The following is an 18,585-nucleotide window of genomic DNA, read 5'->3' as shown; positions in this document are numbered from 1 at the left end:
TACCTGGGAAATTATGGATGTAGTGCTTGCAAGGGTTAGGAGGGGTGGGGGCGGAAGGACTTTATTAGTATTGAACACTAGTATTAGTCTTCTTGGCATATCAAAATACAATCAAATAAAAAATGAAGTTGATTTAAATATGACAGAAAGTTCTATTTTAGGAGTAATAAATTCAGGGAAGCAGTATTGCAGAGAGAAAGAAAAGTCCGGCTTTGTATTATTTGATTTAGAGAAAAATGGAGTTTGGTTTTATAGCACTAATAGAGCAATAGATGGTTTTATGTTGCCAGATGATATTAAAATTGAAAGCATAAATACTAATTTAAATAGGATAAACATTGATAAGTTTGGTATTACAAGTGATGCGGGAACTATACGAATTAGAGATATTAATAACAAGATTTATCTTATAACTATTAATGTAGGGGCTGGATATGTTGAAGTCAAATAAGAAAAAGGGATTTTCACTCCTAGAACAATTGTGTGCTATGAGTATTTTCTCAATTATGTCAATTAGTATAATTACCATCCAATTAAATAATTTAAGACTTAGGGAATACAACAAGGAAATTCTAGAATATAGCAGTGTACTTGAGGCGCTTAAGCAAGAAATTCTATATAACTATTCCTACGATTATATTAAAGATATTTATAGCTCAAACAAGAGATATGTTAATAAGGATATGCTAAATATAAGCAGTATTAGAAGCAACAATTTAAACCAAATATTTGCTGAGAGTTGTGATAATAGTAATACATATCTGGCCTTAGGAATGGTAGAGGGTGAGGTTCTTAAAATACATATGGAGATTCATGTCAAGTTAAATAAAGAGGAAATTATAATATGTGAATTTAATAAGGGAAATTATCTATGAAAAAGGGCTTAACATTATTAGAATTATTAATAGCTCTTGCCATTGCAAGTATTGTATCGGCTTTAGTTTCCTCTTTTTATCTAAAATATAATTCCTTATATAATGAGAACTCTAGATATAATAGAAACTACTACTATACCTCGGAAGCCCTTATGTTCATCCAAAATGAAATTAGAAACTCAAAAAATGTAAGTGCCAGTAATAATGTAATTGAAGTTAAGTATCCTGATGGAATTACAAAAAAGACTATAAAATATAATGGCGCAGGTAACTTAACAATAGCACACTACAAAAGTGGTACTTACTTAGCCACAAATAATATATTAACCAATGTAAATAACTTCAGTGTATTTCAAAAGTACAATACTATATATGTTTCTATTACAATAAATGACGGAGAAAGATATGAGAGATGTTTTGGAATAAATTTAGAGCAGTAAAAAAGGGTTATACCTTAGTGTATACTATGATTCTTTGTTTTTTATGTATGTTAATAGTCCTTTTTATATTTCAACTAGAAATTAAAGTAACCAAAAATGCCTTAAGTTATAAAGATTATATTTTAAAAGAAATGGAATATGAGGATAATAGAGAGGTTTTGTTTACTAAGCTTTATAAAAGTATTAATACTAACGTAACTGAACTTAATATAAATAATCTAAAAAATTTCCTTTCTAATTCTAAAATGTATTTCAGAACAGAGGATAATAGAGCCTGTATAAAATATGATATTTCAACTAATAGGATATTTTATGAAAGTATTTATGAAAATAAATACTGTCGAAAGGATTTATATGATTATAAAATAATTCAAGGCAAAGTGAGTCTTATATACATAAATTCACAATATATTGAGGGGGCAATTGAGTAAAATGTTAAAGCAAAATTGTTTAATTGAATTAGGAGATAATTACTTAATAAAACATGATTTTTATCCCAGGCTTTTAAATTGGTCTTTAAGAAATGATGAGTATGTTCTTAATTTATTAAAGGAATCCCAGTTTTGCTTAAGCAGCAGGAAGGTTTATATAGTTATTGAGGGAGAAAAAATAAAAATAAGGGAAATTACACTTCCAAAATTAAGAAGCAGCTATTTATATAAACTCATAATTGATGAATTATCAAATTCCTATAATAATGCGGATAAAATATATTTTAACTATTCGATTTTAAAGGATAATGGAAATAATCTTGATCTTGCTATTTTCTCTTCCAATGAAGGAAAGATTAAAAAAGTTGAAAAATATATACTTAAAAATAGCAGCATAGAAGCTGTTTACTTAATACAATTTTGTTTCTTAGGGTACTTTAATGAGGCTATTACCCATAGAAATTTTATTTTTGTCTTTATTTACAAAGATAAGCTTTATCTTTTATTTTGTTTAAATAAAAAACTTATATTTAATGATGTAATCCCATGGAATGATGAAAAGAAATTAAGTGAGGCAATATTTGAATTTATGGAAAGCTGCAGAATTAATAATGGTATTGTGACAAAAATTATTTATGCCGCAAATATAGGATTTGAAGTGAACTGCGATGAATATGTGGAAGGATGCTATATAAGTAATTTAGGTCTTGTTAGTGAAAAGGAATTAATTAAATATATAAGAACAAGTAAATGTAAGAGAACTAATAGGAGATAAGTATTGGAAAACATAAAATTTCTATCAGTAAAATTTCAAGAAGTAGAGTTAAGATACAAATTACAAAAATATAAAATAACTGTTTGTATACTTTGGCTTATGAGCCTCTCATTTTTTTTAGCTTTAATGTATTTTAATAATTTAAATAAACAATATGAAAAGAACATAAATTTAAAAAAAGCAAAGGCTAGCAGCACAAGGGAAGAAAGTAAATCTCAACAATTTGATACTATTAATAACTTCATTGAATTTTATACAGGTACAAGTAATAATATTGTATTTAATAATATTGAAGTAAATAATAGTGAAATTAAACTGGATGTCCTAACTGGGCAGAGGAATACATTCAATGATATTGTTAATACACTTGAAGGTTCAAGTAAATACAAAATAAAATATTTATCTTCAATAGAGGAAAACAATAACAAATATAGTTTTAAAATAACTTTAGAGGTAAAGAAATGAGTGAAAAGCTTAAACATTACAAACTAATATGCGCTTTATTCTTAATTATAATTAGCATACTTGTTTTATTAAATATAAGATCAATTAAAATAAGTATCTTAAATAAAGGTAAAAATATACAACCTACAAATTCAACTTCAAAAAACATTAAAGTATATGGCTATAGCGAGATTTTGGATATGGTATCAAAAGTACCAAACCTTTATATTAAAAATTTTAATAATAATGAAGAAAGTAAAAAACTTCTTAAAGTTGAATTTAATTATAAAGGTGATATTACAAGCTTCATAAAAGTTATTGATGACTTTAAAGGAAAGGAAAACTATGTTAATTTAGAAAATTTAAAAATTGAAAATGCTAATAAAGTTAATCAATCCATTAACTTTGATTTAGTTCTAATAAAAAATAGATAGAATATTTTTTAAACATAGTGAAAAAATTAATAATAATATTTGCAAAAAATCATAACTTTTGATAAAATATCATTGGTCATATCGTAAAATTAGGTTCGGTATTAATTTACCTGAAAGGGTTATAATATAAACTAATTAATAGTTTTTGGAGGGATATTTAATGATATCAGCAGGAGATATAAGAAAAGGTACAACTTTTGAATTAGATGGACAAGTTTTCACAGTAATCGAATTTTTACATGTAAAACCAGGTAAAGGCGCAGCTTTCGTAAGAACTAAGTTAAGAAATGTTATTCAAGGTGGAGTAACAGATAGAACCTTCAACCCAACTGATAAGCTTCAAGAAGCTGTTATCGAAAGAAAAGAAATGCAGTATTTATATTGTGATGGAGAACTTTACTATTTCATGGATCCTGAAAATTTTGAACAGATTCCATTAAATCTTGAAAAAGTAGAAGAAGCAATAAAGTTCTTAAAAGAAAATATGTTTGCTGTTATTAAATTTTATAAAGGAGAGGCTTTCTCTGTTGAAGCACCTAACTTTGTAGAATTATTAATAACTTATACAGAACCAGGTGCAAAAGGAAATACAGCAACAAACACAGGAAAGCCAGCTACAGTTGAAACTGGAGCTACAGTTATGGTTCCTCTTTTTGTAAATGAAGGGGAAGTTATAAGAATAGATACTAGAACTGGTGAATATATGGAGAGAGTTTAGTCCATAATACTAAATAGCTTTAAATTGATGCAGTATAAATTTATTTTATACTGCATATTTATTAAATTTATTTAAAAGGATGTGTTTTTTATGGAACCATTATTATCAAGAGTTTCCTTTCTAAGTGGGATGATTGAAGGAATGGCAATTGATAAGGCTACAAATGAAGGAAAGATTATTACAGAAATTGCTAGCATCTTAAAGGATATGGCAAATGAAATTGAATTTTTAAAAGAAGCTCAAAATGAGATGGAAGATTATGTAGATACAATCGATGAAGATCTAAGCGATCTTGAAGAAGAATTTTATTATGATGAAGATGAAGATGACTATGACAGCTATGATGAAGATGATTGCGAAAACTACATTAACATTGAGTGTCCACACTGTGGTGAGACAGTATACATAGATACTGACATCTGCAATTGTAATGAAGAAATATCTTGTCCAAATTGCCATAAAGAAATTCCTCTAGTTGAATGTACTCAGGAATAATAGATAACTAAAGCATGGGTTTTTGCTCCTATGCTTTTTTTTTTATGCTCATTTTTATTTTAATTTAATGGAATAATTTCAAGAAAATTTAAATAGGAATTATATATGAAAGGAGGATGAAAGATGAACAATACTAAAGAAGTTTTAGAAGTACTTCCTGAAGGCATAGCAAAGATTATTAAGGGTTTTAAATATGAAGATGGACTGCAAGAAATTAGAATGAAGGCAAACAAGCCCTTAATTTTACAAATAAGCAGTGATGAAATTATTACTGATTATACTGTTTTAACACAGGATATTAGGGAAGTACTTAAGCACATAAGCAATTATTCGATTTATGCCTTTGATGAAGAAATCAAGCAGGGGTATTTAACCATTAAGGGAGGGCATCGAGTAGGTTTGTGTGGAAGCTGCATAATTGAAAATAATAAAGTTAAAACAATAAAAAGTTTAGGCTCATTAAACATTAGAGTTTGTCATGAAATATTGGGGTGTTCTAGCAAAGTAATGCCTTTTATAGTTAATAAAAATCAAGTTTCAAATACAGTTATTATATCTCCTCCAAGGTGCGGTAAAACAACTATGCTTCGCGATATTGCAAGAAATTTATCTGATGGCATGGTAAGGCTAGGACTCAAAGGCAAAAAAGTATGTGTAATTGATGAGAGAAGTGAAATTAGCAGCTCATATAATGGTATTCCTCAAATGAATTTAGGTCTTCGCACTGACGTTTTAGATAATTGTCCAAAAGCAGATGGAATTATGATGGCAATCAGAAGTATGGCTCCAGAAGTTATTGTTTGTGATGAAATTGGAACCAATAAGGATATGGAAAGTATCCTAATGGCAATAAACTCTGGAGTTAAAATCATAACAACAATACACGGTTATGGAATAGAGGATTTATACAATAGAATGGTTTTTAATGAAATAATGGACAACCATATATTCAAGAAAGCAGTTATTTTAAGTGCTGAAAATGGTGTCGGCACAATAGAGTACATTTATGATTTTGAAAAACAGGAAAAACAATGGAGGAGATAAGATAATATGATTAAATTTTTAAGTTGTTTTATTATATTAGCTACCTCTACAATAGCTGGTTTTGTCTATGCAGAGGGTTTTAGAAAAAGAGTAAAGCAGCTAAATGAATTTGAGAGATCCTTAGGTCAATTAGAAAATGAAATTGAATATACACATACACCTCTTCCTGAAGCTCTTTATAGTGTATCAGAGAAAAGCGAGAGTCCAGTAAAAGAAATCTTTGAGAAAATATCCAAGCTTCTATACAAAAATGAAGTTGACAGCGTATATAATGCTTTTAAAAAGTGCTTAGAATATGAGGCTAATTCTCTTAACTTAAATTCAGATGATTTGAAGGTAATTCTAGATTTATCCAAATCTCTAGGAGAATCGGATATAGAAGGACATCGAAAGATTTTTTCTCTTTTAAAAGTTAATTTGAAAAAGAGGATAAATATTGCTGAAGAAACTATGAATAAAAATTTAAAATTGTATCGGTATTTGGGTTTTAGTATTGGTGCAATGATTGTAATTGTATTGTTATAGGAGGTGGAAATGTGTTAGATATAAGTTTATTGTTTAAAATTGGGGCCTTTGCTGTATTCGTAATGATTTTAGATAAAATATTGAGGGCCGCTGGTAAAGATGATATAGCAACTGTTACATATTTGGCTGGAATTGTAATAATGGTAATAATGGTGATAACACTGATAACCCAATTATTCAGCAGTGTTAGAACTATGTTTACCTTCTAGGAGGCTATTATGGAGATAGTTAAGATTGTAGCTTTTGTATTTATAGCTTTATCCATTGTCGTTATCATTAAACATGAGAATGGAGCACTAGCAGTGCAAATTAGTACAATAGTTGGAATACTAATATTCTTATTTATGCTGACTAAGATCACAGCTATACTGCAACTCCTTCAACAATTAGCACTAAAGGCAAATATTGATTATGTTTACTTAAACATAATATTTAAGATTCTCGGTATAGCATACTTGGCATCCTTTGCTAGTGAAATCTGCAAAGATGCAGGAGAAGGAACCTTGGCAGCAAAGGTGGAGTTCGCTGGGAAAATATTAATATTAGGACTTTCAATACCTATTTTAATGGCAGTATTGCAATCTATTCTAAAGATAATGTAGAGGTAAATATATGAAAAAATTAATTTTTGTTTTACTTATTATCCTGATGCTGCCTTTTAATGTACAAGCTGCCGCTGGTGATGCAGGGAGTCAAGTAAGTGAGGGAGCGCAGGTTGAGGGTTTATACAATTATATTGTAAACATGAAAACTCAAAATGAAGTTTTAAAGGATTTAAATGCAAAAGAATTTGTTAATGAGTTTATGAAAACAGGAGATGGAAAGTTCACTACTAGTAAAGTCATAAAGGCCATTATTTCTTATCTGTTCAAAGAAGTAACAGCAACCTTTAAAACTATGTCTATATTAATTATTATTGCAATTATATGCGCACTATTAAATAACTTAAATAGGTCATTTAGTGATGATGGATTATCAAGTATAGCATATTTTGCATGTTTTGCATTAATTATAGTTTTAGTATCGAAAGGTTTCTACGATGCTGTTGAAGTTGCAAAAAATGCCATGAATCAAACTGCTGACTTTATGTCAGCACTAATACCAGTACTAATGATGCTAATTGCAAGTGTAGGTGGCTTCACTGAAGCAGCAGTGATGGATCCAATAATAATCGCTTCCATAAATATCAGTATTCGACTTTATGTGGACATAATAATACCTCTTATATTTATGGGTTTTGTACTTCAGTTTGTAAATAGTTTAACTAATGAATTTAAGTTAGATAAATTAACTAAACTATTAAATCAAATTGCACTATGGGCACAAGGTATATTAGTTACTGTATTCATAGGAATTTTAACCATTCGAGGAATTACTTCTAAAACTATCGACCAAGTAACAGTTAAAACAGCTAAATATGCAATTGATAATTTTGTTCCTATAGTTGGTAAGGCCTTTTCTGACGCTGTCAGCACGGTAGCAGGTTATTCTTTGCTACTTAAAAATGCATTAAGCGGACTAGGACTTATTATTATTTTAGCCATTGTAATATTTCCAATAATTAAGCTATTAATAATGGCTCTTTTATATAAATTGACCGCGGCAATAATAGAACCAATTAGTGACAGCAAACTTACAGATTGTATTTCTTCAGTAGGAGATTCTCTTCTATTAGTAATGTCCTGTGTCATAAGTGTTTCAACTATGTTTTTTATAATGGTAGCTATAATTGCTTCTGCGGGAAAAATGATGATAGGTGGGTAAGTAGTATTAATAAATATGCGCTAAATGATTATATAAGGATGGTGATGATACTAAAAAATTTTAAAGTAAGTAGGTGTAACTATGTTAGGAGAATTAAGAACTTGGATTATAAGCATTTGCACTATTGTTATTTTCATGACTGCAGTTGAGATGCTGCTGCCTAATAACGGATTTAGAAAATATGTAAAGTTTGTTTTAGGTCTCATATTAATAACTGTATTAATAAATCCTATTTTAAAGGTGTTTAACAAGGAATTTGATATAAATACATATGTAACGAAGGCGGTTACATATATGGATGAAAAAAGTTATGAAGGTAATTCGGATCAATATAAAAAGGATATTATGACAAATACCTTAAGCACTTTTAAATTAAACGTTGAAAAAGCTGTGGAAAATAAACTTAAAGAAAGTTTCCCGAATAATTCCTATAAAGTTGAGGCTGTAGTAGATTACGAAAATGATAATGACAGTGCATATATAAAAAGCCTTAAGGTTGGAATTAAGGATGGGAGCATAGATTTAATTAAGAAAGTTGTTATTAGTACCAAAGGAAATATTAATGAGGCTTCGCAAACTTTAAATGATGAAAGAAGCAGACTAGTTAAGGAATTTTTAAGCAAAGAATTAAAACTACAAAGTGATGCTATAGAGATTTACAAGTTGTGAAAAATAAAGGGGGGGGTAAACCATGGATATACATAAGTTTCTAGAAAATATTTATAATGAACTTAAAAAAATATTTAATACACCTGAAAGTAATGAGCCAAAAAAAAATAAAAATAAATTACCTAATTTATTAATTGGATGTTTAGCTGTTATCTTAGTTTGTATTTTGGCTGTTCTTGGTACAGATATTTTTAAAAGTGCAGCAACCACTTCAGCTAGCAATCAAAATAAGCAAAATCAAGATATTTCAGCTGTAAGTACAACTACCCATGATTACGAAGTTGCAGTTCAGAATGAGTTAAAAGCTGTATTAGAAAATATTGATGGGGTTGGAAGAGTAAAAGTTATGCTTAACATAGATGGAAGTGAAGAACAAGTTCCTGCAGTTAATGTTACTGATTCTAAAAGCAACACAAAGGAAAGAGACACAAGCGGCGGCACTAGAGATACAACTCAAGACAATAATGGAAGCACTGTTGTAGTTACAAATGATGGATCTAAGAGTGCACCACTTATTATAAAAACAAACAAGCCAAAGATAGTAGGTGTAATTGTAGTTGCTGACGGGGCAAAAGAGAAGGTTGTACAACTAGAAATTACACAGGCTGTAACGAGATTATTCAACATTGGTGCTGATAAAGTTAGTGTTTACCCAATGAAAAAGTAGAATAAATTATAATGGAGAATCATATAATTCACTAGAAAGATTGATGGGAGGAATAAAAATGAATAAGAAACAAGCTTTTATTATTGCCACTTTATTAGTACTAATAGTATGTGCAGGTGTTCTTGCTACAAGGGTAAATAGCCCTTTATATGTAGATTCTAGCGAAATTACTAATGCTTCAGCAAATGATAAGGGGGACTTTTATACAGAACAAAGACTAAACAGGGATACAGTTAATGCAAAAATGATGCCTACATATCAAACCATTATTGATGACAAAGATGCTGCAAAGGAATATAAGGATGCGATGATCTCTCAATTAAAGGCACTCACAACTAATACAGAAAATGAAGTAAAAATTGAAGGACAACTAAAAGGAAAAGGCTATGACGATTCTTTCTGCCAAATATCAGATGGTAAAGTTAATGTTTATGTTAAAACAAAAGACAAGCTCACTGATAAACAAATCAAAGATATTAAAAATGTAGTTTTAGGAATAACTAAAATAAAAGATGTTGAAATTGAGCAAAAACAATAGTATTTGTAAAATTAATATACTTTTGATATAATGTACCTAAGATAAAACTATTGCTTTTTAAGCAAGGGGGTACTGAAATGGAAGAGAATTTTCAAGACGAGATGAATATGGGTATTGTAAAAATATCCGATGAGGTTGTTGGGGTTATAGCTGGATTAGCTGCTGCTGAGATAAAAGGAATTGCTGGCATGAGTGCAAACCTTGTTGGAGGAATAACTCAAATATTAACTGGCAAAAAGAATTTATCAAAGGGTGTTAAAGTCAATGTTGGAGAAAATAGCGCAGCTATAGATTTATATGTAGTTGTTGAATATGGTTTTAAAATACCTGAGGTAGGTAAACAAGTTCAAGAAAATGTAAAGAAAACCGTTGAAGCTTTGACAGGGCTTGTGGTATCTGCTGTAAATATACATGTTCAAAATGTTTTAATTCCAAAACCTGATGAAAAGCAAGAAGAAGTAGAGGAATAATGAATTACTAATGGCATCCATATTTTAAGACTTATTGATTTAATAAGTCATAAAATATGGGTGCCATTTTTATTAAATATTTTATTATAATTGAAGGTTGCCTTATATAATTGTATAATAATATTTAACTTGATAATAATTCAAATATAGAATAATATATTTAATTGGTATTATTATAGCAGTTTTAGGAGGTAAAAGCCCTAAATGAGCTTTAACGAGGTAGAAGCCCTAAATGGGCTTCTACGGGTAGTCTGCCGATGAGCAATTGGCAAGCTAGACTACCCAGTGTGCGAGCGGGAGTGAGTAATCTTAAATTACTCAGTGTTCCGACAATAGGAGGTTAAAGCCCTAAATGGGCTTTAACGAGTAATTTGCGAGCGGGAGTGAGTAATCTTAAATTACTCAGTGTTCCGACAATAGGAGGAAATTAAATGAACAGAAGAAGGTCTAGGGAAATTGCCATGGCGCTGCAGTTTGAAATGTCAATAAACAAGGGAAACTTTAATGACATTTTAGATAACTATAAGGAAAACACTGAAGAGGACCTAAAAGAAATTGATTTTGAATACATAACAAACACACTTAAAGGTATACAAGAAAATAGCGAAGCAATAGATAAAAAAATTGAAAAATATTTAGTAAATTGGAAAATAAGCAGATTATCTAAGATTGATTTAGCAATTTTAAGAATTTGTACATATGAAATAATGTATGAAGCTGATATTCCAAATAAGGTTTCAGTAAACGAAGGCATTGAACTTGCAAAGAAATACTCAGATGATAAATCTTTTCAATTTATCAACGGAGTTCTCGATAATATAAATAAGGAAACAAATATTTAAGGAAATACAAGGGGGTTATATCATGGGGAAAATAATTGATGGAAAAGCAGAAGCAGCAAAACTTAAAGAGGAAATTAAAAACTTTGTTTTAAAGAAAAAGGAAGAAAATAAAAGGCTACCTTGCTTAACTGCTATACTTGTTGGAAAAGACGGAGGTTCCATATTTTATTGTAATAATCAGCGTAAGTTATGTGACCAATTAGGAGTTTTGTATAAGCTTATAGAGCTTGAAGAAAGTACTTCTGAAGCTGAATTAATAAATGTTATAGAAGAATTAAACAATTCAAAGGATGTAGATGGACTAATTTTACAGTTACCACTACCAAAGCATATTAATGAAAAAGTAGTTACTTCAAAAATAAGCTTTGAAAAAGACGTAGATGGACTTACTGATATTAATATGGGCAAGTTTTATAAAGGTGATGAATGTTTTGTTCCATGTACGCCGCAAAGTATAATTCATCTTATAAAAAGTACAGGGGTGAGTATAGAAGGAAAGAATGCAGTGGTAATAGGCAGAAGTAATATTGTTGGAAAACCTGTTGCACAGCTATTGTTGAAGGAAAACGCTACTGTGACCATATGCCATTCAAAAACTAAAAACATTAAGGATATATGCAAAAATGCAGATATTCTAGTATGTGCATTAGGGAAGCCAGGCTTCGTTTCTGAAGAATTTGTAAAAGATGGAGCAGTTGTAATTGATGTTGGCACCAGTATGGTAGAAGGAAAGATAACAGGAGATGTACAATTTAACAGTATAATTGAAAAAGATGTATATATAACGCCTGTTCCTGGTGGTGTTGGCGCACTAACTACTACTATTTTAATAAAAAATGCTTGTGAGGCTTCTAAGAAAAATGTTTATTAAAACCTTATCTGTATCTGCACTTAATAATTATATAAAAAAGACAATGGATTCTGATTTTATATTAAATAATTTAAACATTAAAGGTGAAATTTCAAATTTTAAACTCCATTCAAGTGGACATATATATTTTTCCTTAAAGGATGAAAGCAGTAAAATAAACTGTATAATGTTTAGAAGCCATGCCAGCACCCTTAAATTTATGCCAAAAGATGGTGAGGCTGTTATTGTTAAAGGAAGGGTATCTGTTTATGAAAAGGATGGTACTTATCAGCTTTATTGTGAGGAAATGTCTCAAGTTGGTTTAGGAGAACTATACATTAAATATGAAGAATTAAAAAATAAACTTGAGGCATTAGGATTATTTGATGTGAGGCATAAAAAAGCTATACCCAAGTATCCAAAGAGGGTTGGAGTAATTACATCACCTACTGGGGCAGCTATACGAGATATAATTAATGTTTCAAGAAGAAGAAATGCTTCCACAGATATGCTGCTTTATCCTGCTTTAGTACAAGGGCTTAATGCCAGTGAGGACATTATAAGGGGTATTGACTATTTTAACAGTATAGAGGATTTAGATCTTATAATTTTAGCTAGAGGCGGAGGTTCCATTGAAGAACTTTGGGCTTTTAACAATGAAAATTTAGCATATGCAATTTATAATTCTAAGAAGCCTACTATTTCAGGAATAGGACATGAAACTGATTTTACGATAGCTGACTTTGTTTCTGATAAAAGAGCTTCTACACCATCAGCTGCTGCAGAATTAGCTATACCTAGTTCTAAGGAGATAGAAATTATGCTAAGCAGCTATAAAAATAAAGTATCATCCTCAATTAATTCTTATCTTACATTTTTAAGTAATAAAGTTGATGGCTTAAATAAGACTTTAGAATTAAATAATCCTATGAATTATATTATTAATCAATATAATCAAATAGATAGATTTAAAGATAAATTAAATCATAATATAAAAGCAAAACTTCAAACTGACAAAGAACAATTAAGTAAAATGAATGCTATATTAAATGCTCATAATCCGCTTAAAGTCCTTGATAAAGGCTATTCTTTAATTGAAGACATAGAGGGCAATATTGTAAGTGAATTATCGGTATTAAAAACAAAGGAAAAAGTGAAGATAAGCCTAAAAGACGGAAACACCTTAGCACGAATTCAGTGCTTATCAGATAAGGATATTTAATTGGAGGGAAATATGCCTAAGAAAAATGAAAGTTTTGAAACAATGATGAAAAGACTTGAAGAAATCTCTAATATTATGGATAGTGAGCAGCTTACTTTAGAGCAGTCCATGAAATATTATGAAGAAGGCATTAATCTATGTAATAAGCTTTATAAAAGCTTAAATGAAGCAGAAGGCAAGGTCAAAATACTTATGGAAGGCAAAGAAGAAATTTTTATACTAAATGAGGAGTAACTATGGAAACTAATGCATTGAAAAATGAAATAGAAACCTATATGGAAGGCTGCCTTGCTTCTAGTGATGACTATAATAAAAAAATATATGAGGCAATGCATTATAGTGTAAGCATTGGAGGAAAGAGAATAAGGCCACTGCTCTTTATATTAACATATAATATGTTTAAAGGTAACTACTCAGATATTATGCCTGTAGCTGCTGCAATTGAGATGATTCATACCTACTCTTTAATACATGACGATCTTCCCTGTATGGATAATGACGATTTAAGAAGAGGTAAACCTACTAATCACAAGATCTTTGGAGAAGCAATTGCAGTACTTTCTGGAGACGCTCTTTTAAATGAGGCAATGAATTTAATGTTTAAGTTTTGCCTTGGAAAGGACGACAAGACCCTTAAAGCTTGCAGTTTGATATCCATGGCTTCTGGGGCAGAGGGTATGATTGGCGGTCAAGTGGTTGATATTTTAAGTGAAGGAAGAAAAATCTCTTATGAAGAGCTTCTATATATGCACAGCAAAAAAACTGGAGCTCTTATTAAGGCTTCAATATTAGCTGGTGCATTACTCGGAAATGCCAATGCAGATGAATTAGAAACATTAAATAAATTTGGAGAAAAATTAGGTTTAGCATTTCAAATTAAGGATGATATACTTAATGTAATAGGAGATGAAAGGTTAGTAGGCAAAAGCATACATAGTGATGAAGAAAATAATAAGACAAATTTTATTACAACCTTTGGCCTGAATGAATGCAAGAAAATGTGCAGCTCCCTTACAGAAGAATGTTTGAGCCTATTAGATAATATTCCTTATGATACTAAGGATTTAAAAGATTTATCTATTTATCTTCTTAGAAGAGAATTTTAATTATTAATTATGCATATTTTGAAAATATTAATTTATTGTGATATAATATACCATAATAAGGCTACTATATAAGTATTAGTAGCTTTTATTATTTTGCAAATAATAAATTTTATAAAAGAATACCAACATTATTTAAACAGATGTTTGATGAATGATAAAATAATTTGAAAAAGGAAAATGTTATGTACAAAATTTTAGATAAATATGAAAATATAGCAGATATAAAAAAAATGTCTTTTGCAGAATTAGAAGGTTTTGCAGAAGAAATAAGAAGCTTTTTAATAGATAAGGTTTCTAAAACAGGAGGACATCTTGCTTCAAATCTTGGAGTAGTTGAATTAACACTAAGCTTATATTATGCCTTTGATTTTAATTTTGATAAATTAATTTGGGATGTAGGGCATCAAGCTTATATCCATAAAATTTTAACGGGCAGAAAAGATAAATTTGACAGTTTGAGAAATTTTAATGGTATTAGTGGCTTTCCTAAAAGGGAAGAAAGTAAATATGATATATTTGAAACAGGTCACAGCAGTACTTCCTTATCTGCAGCCTTAGGTATGGCTAGAGCACGTGATTTAAATAAGAAGCATCATGAAGTAGTTGCAGTTATAGGGGATGGAGCTCTTACCGGAGGAATGGCCTTTGAGGCCTTAAACGATGTGGGCTATAAGAAAAGTAAAATGATTATTATTTTAAATGATAACGAAATGTCCATAGGAAAAAATGTAGGAGGACTTTCAACATATTTAAGCAAATTAAGAGCTGATCCAAAGTATAATAAATTTGCACAGGATCTAGATACAACTCTTAGAAAAATCCCATCCATAGGAAAAGGTATGGCTAATTCCATAGAGAAAATAAAGGATGGTATTAAGCAGGTAATAGTTCCAAGCATGCTTTTTGAAGATATGGGATTAAAATACTTAGGACCTATTGATGGTCATAATTTAAAGGATCTAACAAAGGTTATGAACATGGCTAAAAGCATTAAAGAGCCAGTTATTATACATGTTGTAACTCAAAAGGGCAAGGGTTATGAATATGCGGAGCAAAATCCTGGGAAATTTCACGGCATAGGACCTTTTGATTGTGATAGTGGTGAGACTGCGTCTACTTCCTGCGAAACCTATTCAGGCGCCTTTGGAAGAACTTTAATTGATATAGCTAGGGAAAAGGAAAATGTAGTTGCAATAACTGCTGCCATGAGAGATGGTACAGGACTTACAAGTTTTTCTGAAGAATTTCCAAATAGATTTTTTGATGTAGGAATTGCAGAACAGCATGCCGTAACTCTAGCTGCAGGCATGGCAAGCGAAGGGCTAAAGCCAGTATTTGCAGTCTATTCTACCTTTCTGCAAAGAGCCTATGATCAGCTGCTGCATGACATATGTATACAAAAGTTACCTGTAGTGTTTGCAATAGACAGGGCTGGAATTGTAGGAGAAGATGGAGAAACCCATCAAGGTGTTTTTGATTTATCTTATCTTTCAACAATGCCCAATATGACAATAATTACACCTAAATGCATAGCTGAGTTAAATACTATGCTTAAGTGGGCTGTGAATCAGAATTTTCCTGTGGCAGTAAGGTATCCTAGAGGTGGAGACCATAGGGAATTAAATTTAGTTAGCTTAAAAGAAATTAAATTAGGCAAATGGGAAGTTCTCTATAATAGAGATATTAAAGAAAAAGATAACCAATATAAAAAGATTGCAGTAGTAGCAGCAGGAAAAATGGTTCAGCACGCTTTACTAGCAAAGGAAAGATTATTACAATATCCAATTGATTTAAAAATTATTAACGCATGTTTTATAAAGCCTATTGATAAAGCTTTAATTTCAGATTTAGTAAAAGATGATTACTCAATAGTTACATTAGAGGATAATGTTATTAATGGTGGACTTGGATCTTATGTACTTCAGTATGTATCAACCTTAAATCAAAATACAAAAGTAATAAATCTTGCGTTTAAAGATGAATTTATTACCCATGGCAATGTAGATATACTATATAAATTATATGGCTTAGATCCATCAGGAATAACAAACAGTATTATTAAATTATTATAGTTTAGAGAGGTCACTATGTCGCAAACAAAAGAAAGATTAGATGTACTTTTAGTTAGTAACGGAATGTTTCCATCTAGAGAAAAAGCAAGGGCAAGCATAATGGCTGGTCAAATTTTTATAGATGGTCAAAGAGTTGATAAAGCAGGTGAAAAGGTATCGACTTCATCTTCAATAGAAATAAGAGGAGAAGTTCTGCCTTATGTCAGCAGGGGTGGTCTTAAATTAGAAAAAGCTTTAAAAACTTTTGAACTTAACCTAAAAGCTTTAACTTGCTTTGATATTGGTGCTTCTACTGGGGGATTCACTGATTGTATGCTTCAAAATGGAGCAAATAAGGTTATCGCTATAGATGTTGGATACGGTCAGTTTGCCTGGAAACTAAGAACAGATCCAAGAGTTCTTTGCCTTGAAAGGACAAATGTGAGATATGTAACTTACGAACAAATCGGAGAATATGGTGACTTTGCAAGTATAGATGTATCTTTTATTTCATTAAAAAAAGTTATACCACCTGTGATAAATTTGCTTAAAAATGAAGGAAAAGTAGTTGCACTTATAAAACCACAGTTTGAAGCAGGAAGGGATAAGGTTGGTAAGAAGGGTGTAGTGAAGGACTCATTAACACATAAAGAAGTTATTTATGGAATAGTTAATTTTTTAATTGAACAAAAGCTTAATATATTGAATTTAGATTTTTCACCTATAAGGGGACCAGAAGGAAATATTGAATATTTGATATATTTTTCTAAAGACATGAGTTTAAACAGTACCTTTGATTTAAATAACATAGATAAAATAGTAGAAATGGCTCACGGGATATTAACTTAATTATTACTCTGGAGGAATTATGAAAAATATTGGTATAAATGTTAATACTGAAAAAGATATTAATGGAGATATATTAAATTTCATTACAAATACTATTGAAAATATAATTCCAGATTCCAAAATCACTATATTTAAAGACAGCCAGAATTTACTTAGTATTAAAGATAATTTTCTTGACTTTATTATTTCTGTTGGCGGAGATGGGACTCTTTTAGGCACTGCCCGAGAAGTTGCAAAGTACAATATTCCTATCCTAGGGGTGAACATAGGAAATTTGGGCTTTTTAACTGAGGTAGTAAGTACAGATTTTGCTAAGGCAATTAAAAATATTAAAGAAAAAAAGTTTAAAATTGAAGATAGGATTATATTAAACTGCAAGATTGAAAAGGAGAATGATGTTAAAAACTATATAGGTTTAAACGACATCGTAGTGGCTAAGGGAACTTTAGCTAGAATGGCTAAATATGAAATTTATATAGATGACAAGTATTATGCCTCCTTTACTGCAGATGGAGTGATTATTTCAACACCCACAGGTTCAACAGCATATTCATTGTCTGCTGGAGGACCTATAATGTATCCTACTTTAAAGCTAATGTCTATCACACCAATTTGTCCACATTCTCTTGGAGTGAGAACACTGGTTGTAGATGGCAGCAGTAAAATAAATGTATCAATTAAGAGAAAATTTGAAAGTGTTTTTCTAACTGTGGATGGGCAACAATCCTATGAGCTTAAAAATAATGACAAAATAGAAGTGACTATGTCTCGATTAAAATGCAGCTTGATTAAGCTAGAAGGTTATGATTACTTTGATATATTAAGAAGAAAGATTACTCTAAGAACAAAAGAGTGTGAGGGTGGTAATTAATGAAGGTTGCACGGCATGCAAAGATATTAGAGATCATTAATTTTAAAGACATTGAAACACAGGAAGAACTTGCTGAAGAATTAAAAAATATTGGAATGGATGTAACTCAGGCTACGGTTTCAAGGGATATTAAGGAATTAAAACTCATAAAAGTTTTGTCCAGTGAAGGCAAATATAAATATGCATCTATATCTCCTATTGAAAAGTTCTTATCGGAAAAGCTTGTAAATGTTTTTAGTCAAACAGTTCTTTCAGTTGAAAATGTTGAAAATTTTATAGTTATTAAAACAATACCGGGTTCAGCTCAAGTTGCAGCAGAAGCCATTGATTCTTTGAATTTTGATGGAGTTGCAGGCACAATAGCAGGGGATAATACAATATTTGTGCTTGCAAGAAGCAAAGAACTTTGCATTTTACTAGTACAAAAAATTAAAAAAATGATTAGTGATCAGGAAACATAAGGAATACCAGGAGCCAAACAATTAATAATTGTTTGGTGCAGTAT

27 protein-coding genes are annotated in these 18,585 nt (G+C 30.3%); all 27 read left to right on the top strand.

Annotated elements, in window-relative coordinates; genetic code table 11:
* The coding region (locus ACJDUH_RS09835) for a hypothetical protein (RefSeq protein ID WP_406764982.1) at positions 1-451 on the top strand (451 nt) is incomplete at its 5' end.
* Positions 435-875, top strand: a complete 441-nt coding sequence (locus ACJDUH_RS09830; RefSeq protein ID WP_406764981.1) for a prepilin-type N-terminal cleavage/methylation domain-containing protein — start codon at positions 435-437, stop codon at positions 873-875. The genes ACJDUH_RS09835 and ACJDUH_RS09830, both read left to right, overlap by 17 nt.
* Positions 872-1,315 (top strand): prepilin-type N-terminal cleavage/methylation domain-containing protein, encoded by a 444-nt coding sequence (locus ACJDUH_RS09825; RefSeq protein ID WP_406764980.1) that lies wholly within the window; start codon positions 872-874, stop codon positions 1,313-1,315. The genes ACJDUH_RS09830 and ACJDUH_RS09825 overlap by 4 nt, the downstream gene beginning before the upstream one ends.
* 26 nt (positions 1,316-1,341) lie before the next feature.
* Positions 1,342-1,746 carry a hypothetical protein gene (locus tag ACJDUH_RS09820; RefSeq protein WP_406764979.1) on the top strand — a complete coding sequence of 135 codons (405 nt, stop codon included), beginning with the start codon at positions 1,342-1,344 and terminating at the stop codon, positions 1,744-1,746.
* Between the two features lies 1 nt (position 1,747).
* Positions 1,748-2,521 (top strand): hypothetical protein, encoded by a 774-nt coding sequence (locus tag ACJDUH_RS09815; RefSeq protein ID WP_406764978.1) that lies wholly within the window; start codon positions 1,748-1,750, stop codon positions 2,519-2,521.
* Between the two features lie 3 nt (positions 2,522-2,524).
* Positions 2,525-2,986 (top strand): hypothetical protein, encoded by a 462-nt coding sequence (locus ACJDUH_RS09810; RefSeq protein WP_406764977.1) that lies wholly within the window; start codon positions 2,525-2,527, stop codon positions 2,984-2,986.
* Positions 2,983-3,399, top strand: a complete 417-nt coding sequence (locus tag ACJDUH_RS09805) for a hypothetical protein (RefSeq protein ID WP_406764976.1) — start codon at positions 2,983-2,985, stop codon at positions 3,397-3,399. Before ACJDUH_RS09810 ends, ACJDUH_RS09805 begins: the two co-directional genes overlap by 4 nt.
* A 160-nt stretch (positions 3,400-3,559) precedes the next feature.
* The gene (gene efp, locus ACJDUH_RS09800) at positions 3,560-4,117 is read left to right on the top strand and encodes an elongation factor P (protein ID WP_406764975.1); all 558 of its coding nucleotides are present in this window, start codon (positions 3,560-3,562) and stop codon (positions 4,115-4,117) included.
* A 90-nt stretch (positions 4,118-4,207) separates the two neighbouring features.
* The gene (locus ACJDUH_RS09795; protein ID WP_406764974.1) at positions 4,208-4,612 is read left to right on the top strand and encodes a CD1247 N-terminal domain-containing protein; all 405 of its coding nucleotides are present in this window, start codon (positions 4,208-4,210) and stop codon (positions 4,610-4,612) included.
* A 123-nt stretch (positions 4,613-4,735) separates the two neighbouring features.
* Positions 4,736-5,656, top strand: coding sequence for a stage III sporulation protein AA (spoIIIAA, locus tag ACJDUH_RS09790; RefSeq protein ID WP_406764973.1), 921 nt, complete (start codon positions 4,736-4,738; stop codon positions 5,654-5,656).
* 6 nt (positions 5,657-5,662) lie between these two features.
* The gene (gene spoIIIAB, locus ACJDUH_RS09785) at positions 5,663-6,181 is read left to right on the top strand and encodes a stage III sporulation protein SpoIIIAB (RefSeq protein WP_406764972.1); all 519 of its coding nucleotides are present in this window, start codon (positions 5,663-5,665) and stop codon (positions 6,179-6,181) included.
* 11 nt (positions 6,182-6,192) lie between these two features.
* Complete coding sequence (gene spoIIIAC, locus ACJDUH_RS09780; RefSeq protein ID WP_406764971.1) at positions 6,193-6,390, top strand: stage III sporulation protein AC; 198 nt, start codon at positions 6,193-6,195, stop codon at positions 6,388-6,390.
* A gap of 9 nt (positions 6,391-6,399) precedes the next feature.
* Complete coding sequence (gene spoIIIAD, locus ACJDUH_RS09775; protein WP_406764970.1) at positions 6,400-6,783, top strand: stage III sporulation protein AD; 384 nt, start codon at positions 6,400-6,402, stop codon at positions 6,781-6,783.
* A 10-nt stretch (positions 6,784-6,793) separates the two neighbouring features.
* On the top strand, positions 6,794-7,945 hold the full coding sequence (gene spoIIIAE, locus ACJDUH_RS09770; protein WP_406764969.1) for a stage III sporulation protein AE: 1,152 nt from the start codon (positions 6,794-6,796) through the stop codon (positions 7,943-7,945).
* A gap of 81 nt (positions 7,946-8,026) precedes the next feature.
* Positions 8,027-8,614, top strand: coding sequence for a stage III sporulation protein AF (gene spoIIIAF, locus ACJDUH_RS09765; protein WP_406764968.1), 588 nt, complete (start codon positions 8,027-8,029; stop codon positions 8,612-8,614).
* A 22-nt stretch (positions 8,615-8,636) separates the two neighbouring features.
* The gene (spoIIIAG, locus tag ACJDUH_RS09760; RefSeq protein ID WP_406764967.1) at positions 8,637-9,281 is read left to right on the top strand and encodes a stage III sporulation protein AG; all 645 of its coding nucleotides are present in this window, start codon (positions 8,637-8,639) and stop codon (positions 9,279-9,281) included.
* Positions 9,282-9,339: 58 nt separating this feature from the next.
* Positions 9,340-9,819, top strand: coding sequence for a SpoIIIAH-like family protein (locus ACJDUH_RS09755; protein WP_406764966.1), 480 nt, complete (start codon positions 9,340-9,342; stop codon positions 9,817-9,819).
* Between the two features lie 77 nt (positions 9,820-9,896).
* On the top strand, positions 9,897-10,289 hold the full coding sequence (locus ACJDUH_RS09750) for an Asp23/Gls24 family envelope stress response protein (protein WP_406764965.1): 393 nt from the start codon (positions 9,897-9,899) through the stop codon (positions 10,287-10,289).
* Positions 10,290-10,720: 431 nt separating this feature from the next.
* Entirely contained in the window at positions 10,721-11,131 is a 411-nt protein-coding gene (gene nusB, locus ACJDUH_RS09745) for a transcription antitermination factor NusB (protein ID WP_406764964.1), read from the top strand.
* A 22-nt stretch (positions 11,132-11,153) separates the two neighbouring features.
* On the top strand, positions 11,154-12,002 hold the full coding sequence (locus ACJDUH_RS09740) for a bifunctional 5,10-methylenetetrahydrofolate dehydrogenase/5,10-methenyltetrahydrofolate cyclohydrolase (RefSeq protein ID WP_406764963.1): 849 nt from the start codon (positions 11,154-11,156) through the stop codon (positions 12,000-12,002).
* Positions 11,992-13,203, top strand: a complete 1,212-nt coding sequence (gene xseA / locus ACJDUH_RS09735) for an exodeoxyribonuclease VII large subunit (RefSeq protein WP_406765040.1) — start codon at positions 11,992-11,994, stop codon at positions 13,201-13,203. The genes ACJDUH_RS09740 and xseA overlap by 11 nt, the downstream gene beginning before the upstream one ends.
* Before the next feature lie 12 nt (positions 13,204-13,215).
* Positions 13,216-13,437: an exodeoxyribonuclease VII small subunit gene (locus ACJDUH_RS09730; protein WP_406764962.1), complete on the top strand. Its 222-nt coding sequence runs from the start codon at positions 13,216-13,218 to the stop codon at positions 13,435-13,437.
* 2 nt (positions 13,438-13,439) lie between these two features.
* A complete protein-coding gene (locus ACJDUH_RS09725; protein WP_406764961.1) occupies positions 13,440-14,309 on the top strand; it encodes a polyprenyl synthetase family protein in 870 nt (289 codons plus the stop codon).
* 182 nt (positions 14,310-14,491) lie between these two features.
* Positions 14,492-16,381 (top strand): 1-deoxy-D-xylulose-5-phosphate synthase, encoded by a 1,890-nt coding sequence (gene dxs, locus ACJDUH_RS09720; RefSeq protein ID WP_406764960.1) that lies wholly within the window; start codon positions 14,492-14,494, stop codon positions 16,379-16,381.
* Positions 16,382-16,396: 15 nt separating this feature from the next.
* The gene (locus ACJDUH_RS09715) at positions 16,397-17,209 is read left to right on the top strand and encodes a TlyA family RNA methyltransferase (RefSeq protein ID WP_406764959.1); all 813 of its coding nucleotides are present in this window, start codon (positions 16,397-16,399) and stop codon (positions 17,207-17,209) included.
* Between the two features lie 19 nt (positions 17,210-17,228).
* Positions 17,229-18,080 (top strand): NAD(+)/NADH kinase, encoded by an 852-nt coding sequence (locus tag ACJDUH_RS09710; RefSeq protein ID WP_406764958.1) that lies wholly within the window; start codon positions 17,229-17,231, stop codon positions 18,078-18,080.
* Positions 18,080-18,541 carry an arginine repressor gene (locus ACJDUH_RS09705; protein WP_406764957.1) on the top strand — a complete coding sequence of 154 codons (462 nt, stop codon included), beginning with the start codon at positions 18,080-18,082 and terminating at the stop codon, positions 18,539-18,541. The genes ACJDUH_RS09710 and ACJDUH_RS09705 overlap by 1 nt, the downstream gene beginning before the upstream one ends.
* Positions 18,542-18,585: the final 44 nt, after the last annotated feature.

Source organism: Candidatus Clostridium radicumherbarum, assembly GCF_045310525.1.
Lineage (GTDB): Bacteria > Bacillota > Clostridia > Clostridiales > Clostridiaceae > Clostridium_AT > Clostridium_AT radicumherbarum.
This window is presented reverse-complemented; position numbering and strand designations above follow the sequence as displayed.

Excerpts from the sequence above, each read along its gene's own strand:
- ACJDUH_RS09805 (WP_406764976.1), top strand. The coding sequence starts at position 2,983 with ATGAGTGAAAAGCTTAAACATTACAAACTAATATGCGCTTTATTCTTA.
- ACJDUH_RS09725 (WP_406764961.1), top strand. The coding sequence starts at position 13,440 with ATGGAAACTAATGCATTGAAAAATGAAATAGAAACCTATATGGAAGGC.
- ACJDUH_RS09815 (WP_406764978.1), top strand. The coding sequence starts at position 1,748 with ATGTTAAAGCAAAATTGTTTAATTGAATTAGGAGATAATTACTTAATA.
- ACJDUH_RS09795 (WP_406764974.1), top strand. The coding sequence starts at position 4,208 with ATGGAACCATTATTATCAAGAGTTTCCTTTCTAAGTGGGATGATTGAA.
- ACJDUH_RS09730 (WP_406764962.1), top strand. The coding sequence starts at position 13,216 with ATGCCTAAGAAAAATGAAAGTTTTGAAACAATGATGAAAAGACTTGAA.
- ACJDUH_RS09750 (WP_406764965.1), top strand. The coding sequence starts at position 9,897 with ATGGAAGAGAATTTTCAAGACGAGATGAATATGGGTATTGTAAAAATA.
- ACJDUH_RS09740 (WP_406764963.1), top strand. The coding sequence starts at position 11,154 with ATGGGGAAAATAATTGATGGAAAAGCAGAAGCAGCAAAACTTAAAGAG.
- spoIIIAD (WP_406764970.1), top strand. The coding sequence starts at position 6,400 with ATGGAGATAGTTAAGATTGTAGCTTTTGTATTTATAGCTTTATCCATT.
- ACJDUH_RS09715 (WP_406764959.1), top strand. The coding sequence starts at position 16,397 with ATGTCGCAAACAAAAGAAAGATTAGATGTACTTTTAGTTAGTAACGGA.
- xseA (WP_406765040.1), top strand. The coding sequence starts at position 11,992 with ATGTTTATTAAAACCTTATCTGTATCTGCACTTAATAATTATATAAAA.
- ACJDUH_RS09755 (WP_406764966.1), top strand. The coding sequence starts at position 9,340 with ATGAATAAGAAACAAGCTTTTATTATTGCCACTTTATTAGTACTAATA.
- dxs (WP_406764960.1), top strand. The coding sequence starts at position 14,492 with ATGTACAAAATTTTAGATAAATATGAAAATATAGCAGATATAAAAAAA.
- spoIIIAG (WP_406764967.1), top strand. The coding sequence starts at position 8,637 with ATGGATATACATAAGTTTCTAGAAAATATTTATAATGAACTTAAAAAA.
- ACJDUH_RS09830 (WP_406764981.1), top strand. The coding sequence starts at position 435 with ATGTTGAAGTCAAATAAGAAAAAGGGATTTTCACTCCTAGAACAATTG.
- spoIIIAE (WP_406764969.1), top strand. The coding sequence starts at position 6,794 with ATGAAAAAATTAATTTTTGTTTTACTTATTATCCTGATGCTGCCTTTT.
- ACJDUH_RS09820 (WP_406764979.1), top strand. The coding sequence starts at position 1,342 with ATGATTCTTTGTTTTTTATGTATGTTAATAGTCCTTTTTATATTTCAA.
- efp (WP_406764975.1), top strand. The coding sequence starts at position 3,560 with ATGATATCAGCAGGAGATATAAGAAAAGGTACAACTTTTGAATTAGAT.
- spoIIIAB (WP_406764972.1), top strand. The coding sequence starts at position 5,663 with ATGATTAAATTTTTAAGTTGTTTTATTATATTAGCTACCTCTACAATA.
- nusB (WP_406764964.1), top strand. The coding sequence starts at position 10,721 with ATGAACAGAAGAAGGTCTAGGGAAATTGCCATGGCGCTGCAGTTTGAA.
- spoIIIAA (WP_406764973.1), top strand. The coding sequence starts at position 4,736 with ATGAACAATACTAAAGAAGTTTTAGAAGTACTTCCTGAAGGCATAGCA.
- ACJDUH_RS09825 (WP_406764980.1), top strand. The coding sequence starts at position 872 with ATGAAAAAGGGCTTAACATTATTAGAATTATTAATAGCTCTTGCCATT.
- spoIIIAF (WP_406764968.1), top strand. The coding sequence starts at position 8,027 with ATGTTAGGAGAATTAAGAACTTGGATTATAAGCATTTGCACTATTGTT.
- ACJDUH_RS09705 (WP_406764957.1), top strand. The coding sequence starts at position 18,080 with ATGAAGGTTGCACGGCATGCAAAGATATTAGAGATCATTAATTTTAAA.
- ACJDUH_RS09710 (WP_406764958.1), top strand. The coding sequence starts at position 17,229 with ATGAAAAATATTGGTATAAATGTTAATACTGAAAAAGATATTAATGGA.